Source organism: Streptomyces sp. NPDC021562 (assembly GCF_040640875.1).
In the GTDB taxonomy this organism is placed as follows: domain Bacteria; phylum Actinomycetota; class Actinomycetes; order Streptomycetales; family Streptomycetaceae; genus Streptomyces.
The window spans coordinates 381,776-394,621 of record NZ_JBFACN010000001.1; the positions used below are offsets into that span (position 1 = coordinate 381,776).

The 12,846-nt window shown below is 68.2% G+C and carries 8 protein-coding genes; 7 read left to right on the plus strand and 1 reads right to left on the minus strand.

What is annotated here, in order from left to right:
• Positions 1-74: 74 nt before the first annotated feature.
• Positions 75-3,818 carry a GH92 family glycosyl hydrolase gene (locus AB0G52_RS01805; RefSeq protein ID WP_361332952.1) on the minus strand — a complete coding sequence of 1,248 codons (3,744 nt, stop codon included), beginning with the start codon at positions 3,816-3,818 and terminating at the stop codon, positions 75-77.
• A gap of 424 nt (positions 3,819-4,242) precedes the next feature.
• On the opposite strand from AB0G52_RS01805, the gene ngcE reads away from it, so the two are divergent.
• The 7 genes from ngcE to AB0G52_RS01840 all read left to right on the plus strand — a co-directional run bounded on the left by ngcE (position 4,243) and on the right by AB0G52_RS01840 (position 12,804).
• Positions 4,243-5,718 (plus strand): N-acetylglucosamine/diacetylchitobiose ABC transporter substrate-binding protein, encoded by a 1,476-nt coding sequence (gene ngcE, locus AB0G52_RS01810; protein WP_132890152.1) that lies wholly within the window; start codon positions 4,243-4,245, stop codon positions 5,716-5,718.
• Between the two features lie 29 nt (positions 5,719-5,747).
• Positions 5,748-6,674: a sugar ABC transporter permease gene (locus tag AB0G52_RS01815; RefSeq protein ID WP_361332743.1), complete on the plus strand. Its 927-nt coding sequence runs from the start codon at positions 5,748-5,750 to the stop codon at positions 6,672-6,674.
• A 4-nt stretch (positions 6,675-6,678) separates the two neighbouring features.
• Complete coding sequence (locus tag AB0G52_RS01820) at positions 6,679-7,578, plus strand: carbohydrate ABC transporter permease (protein ID WP_361332746.1); 900 nt, start codon at positions 6,679-6,681, stop codon at positions 7,576-7,578.
• Between the two features lie 307 nt (positions 7,579-7,885).
• Positions 7,886-9,085, plus strand: a complete 1,200-nt coding sequence (locus AB0G52_RS01825) for an ROK family transcriptional regulator (RefSeq protein WP_361332749.1) — start codon at positions 7,886-7,888, stop codon at positions 9,083-9,085.
• Positions 9,086-9,208: 123 nt separating this feature from the next.
• Positions 9,209-10,315, plus strand: coding sequence for a substrate-binding domain-containing protein (locus tag AB0G52_RS01830; protein ID WP_361332753.1), 1,107 nt, complete (start codon positions 9,209-9,211; stop codon positions 10,313-10,315).
• Between the two features lie 327 nt (positions 10,316-10,642).
• The gene (locus AB0G52_RS01835; protein ID WP_132890148.1) at positions 10,643-11,434 is read left to right on the plus strand and encodes an ATP-binding cassette domain-containing protein; all 792 of its coding nucleotides are present in this window, start codon (positions 10,643-10,645) and stop codon (positions 11,432-11,434) included.
• Complete coding sequence (locus tag AB0G52_RS01840; protein ID WP_207921783.1) at positions 11,431-12,804, plus strand: sugar ABC transporter permease; 1,374 nt, start codon at positions 11,431-11,433, stop codon at positions 12,802-12,804. Before AB0G52_RS01835 ends, AB0G52_RS01840 begins: the two co-directional genes overlap by 4 nt.
• Positions 12,805-12,846 lie beyond the last annotated feature (42 nt).

Sequence of the window (12,846 nt, forward strand, 5' to 3'; positions counted from 1 at the left end):
ACCCGCTCCGGGCGGACCCAGGTGCCCGGCACGCGCCGAAGCACCAGGCCCGCCCGGAGCGGGCGGGCGCGGTCTCAGGCCAGCAACTCCACCTCCGCGAGGGTCGCTTGCCCGTCCAGGACGAGCCGGTAGTGCGCATAGGTCCCGGGCTTCCGGACGGTGAACGCCCTTGTCTGCAGGTCCCAGTCGAAGGACTGACCCGAACGTCGGTCCAGGGTGTGCCAGGTGGTCCCGTCCGCCGACCCCTGGAGGGTCCAGCCCGTCGGGGCCGTCGTGTGGTCCGACGGGGACGTGAGCGTGTACTGGGCGCCCTTGACCGGCCCCGGCACCGGCAGGTCCACCGACGTCACCGTCTCCTGGGTCGCCGACGTGTTGTCGAACAGGGCGCCCTGGGGTGCGAGGACGTCCGAACGCGGTGCCGGGACCCGGTCGTCCCGGGTGATCGAGACCGGCCCGGCGTTCCGGCCTGTGCCCCAGGCCGACGGCTTCGGGCCCATCGCGAAGTCGACGACCCCGCCCCTGGCGAGGAGCGAGTGCGGGAGCGAGGTCGACGTCCAGGGGCGGCCGTCGACGCGGACGCCCTGTACGTAGACGTTCGCGGCGCTGTTGCGCGGCGCGCGCACCACCAGGTCGCGGCCGTTCTCCAGGTGCACCGTCGCCTTCCTGAACAGCGGGGAGCCGATGGTGTAGTCGCCACTGCCCATGACCAGCGGGTAGAAGCCGAGGGCGGAGAAGAGGTACCACGCCGACTGCTCGCCGTTGTCCTCGTCGCCGTGGTAGCCCTGGCCGATCTCGCTGCCCAGGTAGAGCCGGGAGAGCGCCTCCCGGACGTAGGCCTGCGCCTTCCAGGGCTCACCGGCCGCGTCGTACATGTAGATGACGTGGTGGGCGACCTGGTTGGAGTGGCCGTACATGCCCATCCGGACGTCCCGGGCCTCGGTCATCTCGTGGATGACCCCGCCGTAGGAGCCCACGAAGTCGGGAGAGGCCGTCTCCGGCGTCGCGAAGAACTCGTCGAGCTTGTCGGCGAGACCGGCCCGGCCGCCGTACAGGTTGGCGAGGCCCCGGCTGTCCTGCGGGGCGGTGAAGGCGTAGCCCCAGCCGTTGGTCTCGGTGTAGTCGTAGCCCCACACGCGCGGGTCGTACGAGGACGCGTCCACCCGCCACCTGCCCTGGGCGTCCTTGCCCTGGAAGAAACCGGCCCTGGAGTCGAAGAGGTTCACGTAGTCCCGGGCACGGTTGAGGAAGTAGTCCGACTCCTCCCGGTACCGCTTCTCGCCGGTCTTCTCGAACAGGGCCTTGCCCATCTCGGCGATGCCGTAGTCGTTGACGTACCCCTCCATCGCCCAGGACAGGCCCTCGCGGGTGTCGTCGCTGGTGTAGCCGAGGAAGGGGGAGGTCGACATGCCCTTGCGGCCCACGCCGGGGGAGGGCGGCACGACCGTCGCGTTCTTCAGCGCCGCCTCGTACGCCGCCTTCGCGTCGAAGCGCACGCCCTTGACGTAGGCGTCCGCGAACGCCACGTCCGAGGAGGTGCCGGTCATCAGGTCGGCGTACCCGGGCGAGGACCAGCGGGAGGTCCAGCCGCCGTCCTTGTACTGCTGGACGAAACCGTCGACCATCTCGCCCGCCTGACCGGGTGTCAGCAGCGAGTACGCCGGCCAGGTCGTCCGGTAGGTGTCCCAGAACCCGTTGTTGACGTACACCTTGCCGTCCACGATCTTCGCGCCGGTGTGCGTCGGGGTGTCCTGGCTCGTCATCGGGGAGAACGGCGAGGCGTACTGGTCCTTCGAACCGACCCTCTCGAAGCCGGAGTTGGGGTAGAGGTACAGCCGGTACATGCTGGAGTAGAGGGTGGTCAGCTGGTCGGCCGTGGCGCCCTCCACCTCGACCTTGCCGAGCAGCCGGTCCCAGATCCGCTGGGCGCGGGCCTTCACCGTGTCGAAGGAGGTGCCGTCCGGGATCTCCTGGAGCAGGTTGTCCTTCGCCTGGTCGACGCTGATGAGCGAGGTGGCCAGGCGGAGCGTCACGGTGCGGTCGGCGCCCGCGGCGAAGCGCAGGTAGCCCTGCACGCCGCGGGAGTCGCCGCCCGTCACCGGCCTGTCGAAGACGCCGTACACGAACAGCCGCGTCGCGCCCGTCGACAGGCCCGACTTGACGTCCGAGTAGCCGGTGACGGTCCCGTGCTCCTTGTCGAGGGTCAGGCCCGCCTGCTCGGTCACGTTGTCGAAGACCACGCTCGCGTCGTCGCCCGGGTAGGTGAAGCGCAGGGCGGCCGCGTGGTCGGTCGGCGCCATCTCGGCCTTCAGGCCGTTCTCGAACCGCACCCCGTAGTAGTACGGCCGGGCGGTCTCGTCGTCGTGCCGGAAGGCCAGTGCGCGCGCCTGACGGCCGGTGTCCGGGGCGCCTGCCGCCGCCGAGGGCATCACCTGGAAGGTCTGCCGGTCGCCCATCCAGAGGCTCGGCTCGTGGCTGGCGCTGAACGCCTGGATCGTCGGCAGGTTCGCCTCGTTGTTGGCCCGGGAGTACTCGTACAGCCAGCTCAGCGAGGAGGCGTTGGTCACCGGCGTCCAGAAGTTGAAGCCGTGCGGCAACGCCGTCGCCGGGAAGTCGTTGCCGCGCGAGAAACTGCCGCTGGAGTTGGTGCCGCGGGTGGTCAGCGCGTAGTCGGACAGGTGGGCCTTGGGCTTCTCGGGGGCCACCGGTTCCAGGGACACGTCGTCGATCCAGCCGCGGAACTTCGCCGGCCCGGCGGGGGAGTCGTACCCCACCAGGATCCGGTCGACCGTCCGGCCCGCCGCCACCGCACCGATCGCCGACGAGACCGCGTTCCACTGGTTGACGTACAGCGCCTTCGACGCGCCCTGCCCGCGCGGGGTCAGCGCGAACCCGTGCTCGTCGGTCGCGCCGAGGCCGCTCAGATAGGTGCCGTCGGTGAAGGCCAGGTCCACGGCCACGTTGGTCGCGTCGTAGTCGCGGTCGCCGTCGGCCATCGACGGGAAGATCCGGTACGACAGCCGGGTGTCGCGGCCGACCTTCACGTGCACGTCGAAGACCTTGTTGTACGAGTACGCGCGGCCGGTCCCGGTGTGCCGGCCGGCGTAGCGCAGGGCGTGGGTGCCGGTGAAGCCGGCCCGTGCCTTCGCGGTGGGGGAGCCGCTCGGGCCGTGGTCGACCAGCGAGAGCATGTCCTCGGGCACCGGGCCGCCGCTGCCGCCCGTGGAGAACTGGACGTCGGCGATCTGCAGGATGTCGGGCGCGCCGTTGTTCTTCGTGACGTCGAGCCGGAAGTGCTGGTACTCGGCCGGTGCGGCGAGCTCGTACGACCTGGTCTGGAACCGCTCGGAGAAGGACTCGTCGGTCCGGGTGTCGAGGACCTTCCAGTCCTTGCCGTCGGTCGAGCCCTCCAGGGTCCAGTCCTTGGGGTCGCGTTCGTCGTAGTCGTTCGCCGAGGTGAGGGCGTACGTCACGAGCTTGACGGGCTTGGCGAAGTCGAACTCCACCCAGCCGGTGGGCTCGAAGGTGAGCCACTTGGTGCCCGGCTCACCGTCGACCAGGTTCTCCTTCACCTCGCCCGCGCCGGTGTTCTCGCCGCTCGCCCGCAGGTCGGTCACGTGGTCGGTGACGTTGCCGGGGATGCCGGTGCTGTAGCCGCCGTCGACACCCGAGGCGCGCGGGGCGCCGGCCGGGTCGGTGTCCACCGTGTCCGTCCAGTCGGGTGCCGGATCGCCGGGCTCGAACGAGGACGCGAACCGGGTGGCGGCGACCGGTGCCTTGGCGGGCAGGGCGACCGCGGCCCCCTGGGAACCCAGTGCCATGACGACGGCGGCCGTGATCACGACCGCCGTGCCGGATCTGTGTCCTGTTCTTCGCCGCGTTGTCCGCTGCATCAAAACGGATACCCTCCCTGCTCCGTGAGACAACGTTGTCAGCTGGGTGGCGCAGGAACCAGTAGGTGGTCAAGTGACCCGTGATGTCAAGGGCGTTGGCTGCGGCATTCAGGGGGCTATGTCGGTTCTTTTTCCGGCAAGGCGTACCCGGATCGCTCATATTTCCGACAGGTCTCAACTAGGAAAAGACCCGCGGCCAACCTTGCACTCGATCTTGCCCCGCTGACGGAAAGTGGACTATACCTGTCGGCGTTTCCCGCACGACTTCCTGCACGACCCAGCACGACCCGACCGCGGTGCCGGGGAGGATCCGGTTCACCGCCTGAGTCCTGGAGAAGGCGAGGACTTGAGCATGGGATCCACTTCCGCAGCACACCACGGTTCCGGTGCCGCACCGAGGAACGGCGCCGAAGGAGTCGGCCGCCGCGATCTGATCAGGCGGTCCGCCGCGCTCGGCCTGCTGTCCGTCCCCACCGTAGGATTCCTCTCCGCCTGCGCCAGCAGCGGCGGTGGCGGCCAGTCCAAGGACAAGACGGGCAAGAAGACGGCGAAGAACCCGCTGGGCGTCAACGAGAGCGCGCAGCTGGAATTCGTCCTCTTCGACGGCGGTTTCGGCAAGGAGTACGCCCAGGACGCGGTGAAGATCTACCAGAAGGACTTCCCGAAGGCCCACGTCAAGTTCTCCGCCACCCAGAAGATCCAGTCCACCCTCCAGCCCCGCTTCAACCAGGGCACCCCGCCGGACCTCATCGACAACTCCGGCGCGGAGCAGATGGACATGGGCGTGCTGGTCGGCAAGAACCAGCTGGCCGACCTCACCCCGCTGCTCGACGCGCCGTCGTACGACGACCCGAACAAGAAGGTCCGCGACACGCTGCGCCCCGGCATCGTCGAGATGGGCCAGTTCGACGGCGACCCGGTCTGGATCATGTACTACGCCTACACGGTCTACGGCGTCTGGTACTCCCGGAAGGCCCTGGACTCCCTCGACGCGGAGTACCCGCAGACCTGGGACCAGATGCTCGCCGTCTGCGAGAAGGCCAAGAAGAAGGGCATGGCCGGCTGGACCTACGCGGGCAAGTACCCGTACTACATCCCCTTCTCGCTGTACCCCATGATCGGCAAGGTCGGTGGCGTGGAAGTCCTGAACGCGATCGACAACCTGGAGCCGAACGCCTGGAAGCACCCGGCCGTCAAGGCGTGTTTCGAGGCCTACTACGAGCTCTACAAGAAGGGCTACATCCTCAAGGGCACCCCGGGACTCGACCACATCCAGTCGCAGACCGCCTGGGCGCAGGGCAAGGCACTGTTCATCCCGAACGGCTCCTGGGTGGAGAACGAGTCGGCGAACGTCATCCCCTCCGACTTCGACCTCGCCGTCTCCGCGCCCACCGGCATCGACAAGAACGACAAGATGCCGTTCGGCACCATCTGGGCCTCCGGCGGCGAGCCGTTCATCGTCCCGGCCAAGGCGAAGAACGCCGAGGGCGGCATGGAGCAGCTGCGCATCATGCTCAGCGAGGCCTCGTCCAAGAACTTCACGAGCAAGGTGAAGTCGCTGACCGCCTACAACGGCGGTACCGACGGCATCAGCCTCACCCCGGGTCTCACCTCCGGTGTCGCCGCGCTGAAGCTCGCCGGGTCGAACGTGGTGAACCCGCGGCTCCAGGACTGGTACGTGCAGCTCCAGAAGGAGAAGATCGGGGTCGCCGGCCTCGGCGAGATGATGGCCGGCCGGCTCACCCCGGCCGAGGCCGTCAAGAAGATCCAGGGCTTTGCCGACGAGGCCGCCAAGGACACCTCCATCAAGCACTACAAGCACCAGTAACCGCGGATACCGACGGCACCGGAGTGGCGATGCAGCACGGCAAGTACCGGTTCATCGTGGGGTTTCTGGCGTTGCCCCTCGGACTGTACGCGCTCTTCGTGGTGTGGCCCTTCGTCCAGTCCATCTACTACTCGTTCACGGACTGGACCGGGCTCAGCCCCGAGTTCAAGATGGTCGGCCTGGACAATTACCAAAGGATGCTCCACGACGACATCTTCTGGAAGTCCTTGCAGCACAGCTTGATGTTCGCGGTCGTGCTGCCGCTGGTGACGATCGGCCTCGCGCTGTTCTTCGCCTTCATGATCAATGTCGGCGGCCGGAAAAGGCGCGGTGGCCCGGTCGTCTCCGGGGTCCGCGGCTCCTCCTTCTACAAGATCGTCTATTTCTTCCCGCAGGTGCTCTCCATCGCGATCGTCTCGCTGCTGTTCGCCTTCGCGTACAACCCGGACAGCGGCGCGATCAATTCGCTCCTGCGCGGAATCGGACTGGACGACGTACAGCCCCTGTGGCTCGGCGACCCGAGCCTCGCCCTGTGGTGCGTGATGGCCGTCCTGGTCTGGTCGACGGTCGGGTTCTTCGTGGTCCTCTTCTCGGCGGGCATGGCGTCCATCCCCACCGATCTCTACGAGGCCGCCCTGCTCGACGGCGCCGGCCGCGCCACCACGTTCTTCCGCCTCACCCTGCCGCTCCTGTGGGACACCGTGCAGTCCGGCTGGGTGTACATGGGCATCCTCGCGCTCGGCGCCGAGTCGTTCGCGGTCGTACAGATCATGACGACCGGACCGGGCGGGCCCGACTACTCGACGACCGTGTTGGTCCTGTACGTGTACCAGAAGGCGTTCCGGGACGGTCAGGCCGCCTACGCCACCACCATCGGCGTCGCCCTGCTGGTCGTCACGCTCGCCTTCGCGGCGATCGTGATGCGGCTGGGCCGTCGCGAGCGGCTGGAGTACTGAAGCTATGACGACGACCGAGACCGATGTCACCGTCACGAAGGCCGACACCCCCGAGCCGGCGCGGACCCGGACGAAGCGCGAGGGCGGGGTCCTCAACGTCTTCTCCCACGGCATCCTGGTCATCTGGGCGGTCATGGTGGTCACGCCGCTGCTCTGGGCGGTGATGACGTCCTTCAAGGACGACAGGTCGATCTTCAGTTCGCCGTGGGCGCTGCCCGACCGGCTGCACTTCGACAACTGGTCGCGGGCGTGGACCCAGGCCAACATGAGCGACTACTTCCTGAACACCGTCCTGGTGGTGGGCGGCTCGCTCATCGGCACGCTGGTCCTCGGCTCGATGGCCGCCTATGTCCTCGCCCGCTTCGACTTCCCGGGCAACCGCTTCATCTACTACCTGTTCATCGGCGGCATGAGCTTCCCGATCATGCTGGCGCTGGTCCCGCTGTTCTACGTCGTGAACAACCTGGGCCTGCTGAACACGATCCACGGGCTGATCCTGGTCTACATCGCGTACTCGCTGCCGTTCACGGTGTTCTTCCTCACGGCGTTCTTCCGCACCCTGCCCACCTCGGTGGCCGAGGCCGCCTTCGTCGACGGCGCCTCGCACACCCGCACGTTCTTCCAGATCATGCTGCCGATGGCGAAGCCCGGCCTGATCAGCGTCGGGATCTTCAACTTCCTCGGCCAGTGGAACCAGTACATGCTCCCGACGGTCCTCAACACGGACCCGGACAAACACGTCCTCACCCAGGGCCTGGTCCAGCTGGCGGTCAGCCAGGGCTACAAGGGCGACTGGTCCGGCCTCTTCGCGGGCCTGGTGATGGCGATGCTCCCGGTGCTCGCGGCCTACGTCGTCTTCCAGCGCCAGGTGGTGGCGGGACTGACGGCGGGAGCTCTGAAATAGGCCGAGGGTTCGCGACCCGAAAGGGCCGCGGGGAACCGCGCGACCAGCCACGACGTACCCGCGCGCACCCACCGGACCGGCCCCGCCACGCCCGCTCCCACCTGCTCACCAGTGGCCTAGACATGTCCTTCGCGTGTCCTGCGGGCGACCTCCGAACCGCCAACGATTTCTCTCAAGGACTTGACGGCGGTAACCCGTTCAGAAGAGCTTGGAGTTCATAACTTGTAAGTGGCCCGGTTCCGTAGATGTGACCTGGGCCACCTTGGCGGCGCCGTGGCCGCCTCCGATGGCAGGAGTGGATGGGTCGATGGAGACTCCGGGGTCGCAGTCGTCGCTGCACCGAGCCAACCTGGAACGGGTCGTACGGGCCGTACGACTGGCCGGATCGCTCACGCAGGCGGAGATCGCGCGCACGACCGGCCTGTCGGCGGCGACGGTCTCCAACATCGTGCGCGAGCTCAAGGACGGCGGAACGGTCGAGGTCACGCCCACGTCGGCGGGCGGCCGCCGGGCCCGCAGCGTGAGTCTCAGCGGTGACGCGGGCATCGTCATAGGGATCGACTTCGGCCACACCCACCTGCGCGTCGCGATCGGCAACCTCGCCCACCAGGTGCTGGCCGAGGAGTCCGAGCCGCTCGACGTGGACGCGTCGTCCAGCCAGGGCTTCGACCGCGCCGAAGAGCTGGTCAACCGCCTGGTCTCGGCGACCGGCGTGGACCGTTCGAAGATCGCCGGAGTGGGGGTCGGCGTGCCCGGCCCGATCGATGTCGAGTCGGGCACCCTCGGCTCCAGCGCCATCCTGCCCGGCTGGATCGGCGCGAGACCCGCCGAAGAGCTCAGACTGCGCCTCGGCGTCCCCGTGCACGTGGACAACGACGCCAACCTCGGTGCCCTCGGTGAACTGGTCTGGGGCAGCGGCAAGGGCGTACGTGATCTCGCTTACATCAAGGTGGCCAGCGGTGTCGGCGCCGGTCTGGTGATCAACGGGAAGATCTACCGCGGGCCCGGCGGTACCGCCGGAGAAATCGGACATATTACACTCGACGAGGCCGGCCCGGTCTGCCGCTGCGGCAACCGCGGCTGCCTGGAGACCTTCGCGGCGGCCCGTTACGTCCTGCCGCTGCTCCAGCCCAGCCACGGCACCGACCTGACCATGGAAGGCGTCGTGCGGCTGGCCAGGGACGGCGATCCGGGCTGCCGCCGGGTGATCGGCGATGTGGGCCGCCACATCGGCAGCGGTGTGGCGAACCTCTGCAACCTGCTGAACCCGAGCCGGGTGGTCCTCGGCGGCGACCTCGCCGAGGCCGGGGAGCTGGTTCTCGGGCCCATCAGGGAGTCCGTGAGCCGCTATGCGATCCCCAGCGCGGCACGTCAGCTCTCGGTGCTCCCAGGGGCCCTCGGCGGCCGCGCGGAGGTGCTCGGGGCGCTCGCCCTCGCGCTCAGCGAGATGGGCGATTCGACCCTTTTGGACGGGTCGTTGCCCGCTGTTGCACCTGCCTTCACTTAGAGAACGAATGGCGCCGTTGCCATCTCGTTAAGTATTTACTTCTTGACGTCGAACTTGCGGCCGAGTTGACTTCGAGCCACCTCGGCCGCAGCGTTGCGGCCCTGTCAGGGAGGCACCCCTCAAATGAACGCAACGATGCGTAGAGTCGTCATCGGCACCGCCGCGGTTTCCATGGCGCTGTCGCTCGCCGCCTGTGGCAAGGCCGGCGATGACAAGAAGAGCGACTCGTCGAGCAGCAGCTCCTCCGGTGGGAGCAAGACCATCGGCCTGCTGCTCCCCGACAGCGTGACCGCGCGCTACGAGAAGTTCGACAAGCCGTACTTCGAGGCGCAGGTCAGCTCGCTGTGTGCCGACTGCAAGGTCGAGTACGCGAACGCTGCGGGTGACGCGGCCAAGCAGGCCCAGCAGGTCAGCAGCATGGTCACCAAGGGCGTGAAGGTCATCGTGATCTCCGCCCAGGACTCCGCGGCCATCAAGTCCTCCATCGACGCCGCCGTGGCCAAGGGCATCAAGGTCGTCGCGTACGACCGCCTCGCGCAGGGCAACGTCTCCGCCTACGTCTCCTTCGACAACGTCAAGGTCGGCCAGCTCCAGGGTCAGGCCCTGCTGGACGCCCTCGGCTCCAAGGCGACCACCAAGTCGAAGATCGTCATGATCAACGGTGACGACGCCGACCCGAACGCCGGCCAGTTCAAGAAGGGCGCGCACGAGGCCCTGGACGGCAAGGTCGACATCGCCTACGAGCAGTCCGGCCTGTGGAAGGACACCGTCGCCGCGCAGAAGGTGAAGGCGGCCATCACCCAGCTGGGCGCCAAGAACATCGCGGGCGTCTACTCCGCCAACGACGGCATGGCCGGTGGTATCGCCACCACCCTCAAGGGCGCCGGCATCAGCGGCATCCCGCTGACCGGTCAGGACGCGGAGCTCGCGGGTATCCAGCGCATCGTCGCCGGCACCCAGTCCTCCACCGTCTACAAGGCGTTCAAGCCGGAGGCCGACGCCGCCGCCACGATCGCGGTGGACCTGCTCCAGGGCAAGAGCATCTCCTCGCTCGCCACCACCACGCAGACCAGCGGCTCCGGCAACAAGGTGCCCTCCCAGCTGCTGACCCCGGTGTCGGTCACCAAGGCCAACATCAAGGACACGGTGATCAAGGACGGTCTGTACACCGTCTCCGACATCTGCACCGCCGAGTTCGCCAAGGCCTGCAAGGCCGCCGGCCTGCAGTAACCCGCCCCGGAGCCACCGGGCTCCGGCCGCCAGCGCCCGGGTGACCGCAGGACGACACCCGGGCCCCGGCCGCCCGACGAGCGATGCCCCCGCGCAAGCGGGGCGCCCCCGTCCGGCGGTCTCGCGAAACCCCTCCGACGCCCGCCCCGGCCTTCATACCCCGCTGCCGGAGCGGGCGTCGGACGGAGCCGTTGCCAAGTGCCGCGGATTCGCGCATGTTCATCTTGTAAACCACGTGCGTCCGCCCGAGGAAACCCCGGGCTGCCGTACGTCCCTCCGCGCCTGATCAGCAAGCGCGGCATCCCCGCCGGTCAGGCGGCGAAGGAGATGGTTCACGTGTCCGCTACGCCCGTGCTGGCGTTGCGCGGAGTCTCCAAGAGGTTCGGTGCGGTGCAGGCACTCACCGACGTCGAACTGGAGGTCCACGCCGGAGAAGTGGTCGCCCTGGTGGGCGACAACGGCGCAGGAAAGTCGACCCTGGTCAAGACGATCGCGGGTGTGCACCCCATCGATGAGGGCGTCATCGAGTGGGAGGGCAAGCCGGTCAGCATCAACAAGCCGCACGACGCCCAGGGGCTCGGCGTCGCGACGGTCTACCAGGACCTCGCGCTCTGCGACAACCTCGACGTGGTCGGCAACCTCTTCCTCGGCCGTGAGCTGCTGCACCGCGGCGTCATCGACGAGGTGACGATGGAGAAGCAGGCCCGCGAGCTGCTGTCCACGCTCTCCATCCGGATCCCGAGCGTGCGCATCCCGATCGCCAGCCTCTCCGGCGGTCAGCGCCAGGTGGTGGCCATCGCCCGCGCCCTGATCGGCGACCCCAAGGTCGTCATCCTCGACGAGCCCACCGCCGCCCTCGGTGTCGAGCAGACCGCGCAGGTCCTCGACCTCGTCGAGCGGCTGCGCGAGCGCGACCTCGGCGTCATCCTCATCAGCCACAACATGGCCGACGTCAAGGCGGTCGCGGACACCGTCGCCGTGCTGCGCCTGGGCAAGAACAACGGCTCCTTCCCCGTGAAGAGCACCAGCCACGAAGAGATCATCGCCGCGATCACGGGTGCCACGGACAACGCCGTGACCCGTCGTGCGGAGCGTCGCACCACGGAGGCGGCAAAGTGAGCGAGACATCCAACAAGACCGTGCAGGGCGACGAGTCGCCCAAGGTCGAGAAGAGCGCGGCCGCCGACGCCGCCGCGGCCACCGCCGCGGCGACCGCCAAGGTCCCCGCACCGGCCGAGGACCCCACGGCCGCCGGTGTCGCGGTCGTCGACCCGCGGCTGCTGGTCCGTGAAGAGGGCCTCAAGGGCTACGTCACCGAGTTCAAGCGCAAGGTGAAGGGCGGCGAGCTGGGCTCGCTGCCGGTGGTCATCGGCCTGATCATCATCTGGACGATCTTCCAGCTGAAGAACAGCCTGTTCCTCAGCGCGGACAACCTCTCCAACATCAGCTACTTCCTCTCGGCCACCGGCATGCTCGCCATCGGCCTGGTGTTCGTGCTGCTGCTCGGCGAGATCGACCTGTCCGTCGGCTCGGTCAGCGGCCTGGCCTCCACCGTGTTCGCCGTCTTCGTGGTCAACCACGGGATGAACCAGTGGCTCGCCCTGATCCTCACGATCATCACCGGTGTCGGCATCGGCGCGCTGCACGGCTGGTTCTTCGCCAGGATCGGCGTCCCCGCGTTCGTGGTCACCCTGGCCGGCTTCCTCGGCTGGAACGGTCTGATGCTGTGGCTGCTCGGCGACAGCGGCACGATCAACATCCCGGCCGACTCCGGCCCGGTGCACGTCCTCGGCCAGTCGTCCTTCTTCATGGACCAGGCCATCATCGGCGCCTACCTGCTGGCCGGCCTCGGTGTCGTCCTGTCGGCCCTGGGCCAGTTCAACGAGCAGCGCCGGCGCCGGGCCGCGGGTGTGCCGTTCCGGCCCACCAGCGAGATCATCGTCCGCGTCGCCCTGCTCGCGATCGCGTCCTTCGTGGCCGCGGCCGTCCTGAACAGCGCGGCGGGTGTCTCCAACGCGCTGGTGATCTTCCTGGCCTCCCTGGTGATCGTCGACTTCGTGCTGCGTCGTACGACGTTCGGCCGCAAGGTCTTCGCGGTCGGCGGCGGCATCGAGGCGGCTCGCCGTGCGGGTATCAGCGTGCCGCTGGTCCGCATCACGGTCTTCGCGATCTCCGGTGGCTTCGCGGCGATCGGCGGTATGTTCTTCGCCGGTCAGACGGCGAGCGCGACGCTCAACGCGGGTGGCGGCAACACGCTGATGCTCGCCATCGCGGCGGCGGTCATCGGTGGTACGTCGCTGTTCGGCGGCCGGGGTTCGGTGTGGTCGGCCCTCCTGGGCATGCTGGTCATCCAGTCCATCCAGACCGGCCTCGACCTGCTGAACATGAACACGTCGATCCAGTACATGATCACCGGTGGTGTTCTGCTGGGCGCGGTCGTCATCGACTCCGTCTCCCGCAAGAGCCAGAAGGCGGCGGGACGCGGATAGCGCCGAGCGCCTCTCTCAGGGGCGTGGCTGTGCCCGGCACCG

What these genes read in the sequence shown, in the direction of transcription:
- AB0G52_RS01805 (WP_361332952.1), bottom strand. Translation starts at nt 3,818, where the DNA reads ATGGCACTGGGTTCCCAGGGGGCCGCGGTCGCCCTGCCCGCCAAGGCA.
- ngcE (WP_132890152.1), top strand. Translation starts at nt 4,243, where the DNA reads ATGGGATCCACTTCCGCAGCACACCACGGTTCCGGTGCCGCACCGAGG.
- AB0G52_RS01815 (WP_361332743.1), top strand. Translation starts at nt 5,748, where the DNA reads ATGCAGCACGGCAAGTACCGGTTCATCGTGGGGTTTCTGGCGTTGCCC.
- AB0G52_RS01820 (WP_361332746.1), top strand. Translation starts at nt 6,679, where the DNA reads ATGACGACGACCGAGACCGATGTCACCGTCACGAAGGCCGACACCCCC.
- AB0G52_RS01825 (WP_361332749.1), top strand. Translation starts at nt 7,886, where the DNA reads ATGGAGACTCCGGGGTCGCAGTCGTCGCTGCACCGAGCCAACCTGGAA.
- AB0G52_RS01830 (WP_361332753.1), top strand. Translation starts at nt 9,209, where the DNA reads ATGAACGCAACGATGCGTAGAGTCGTCATCGGCACCGCCGCGGTTTCC.
- AB0G52_RS01835 (WP_132890148.1), top strand. Translation starts at nt 10,643, where the DNA reads ATGGTTCACGTGTCCGCTACGCCCGTGCTGGCGTTGCGCGGAGTCTCC.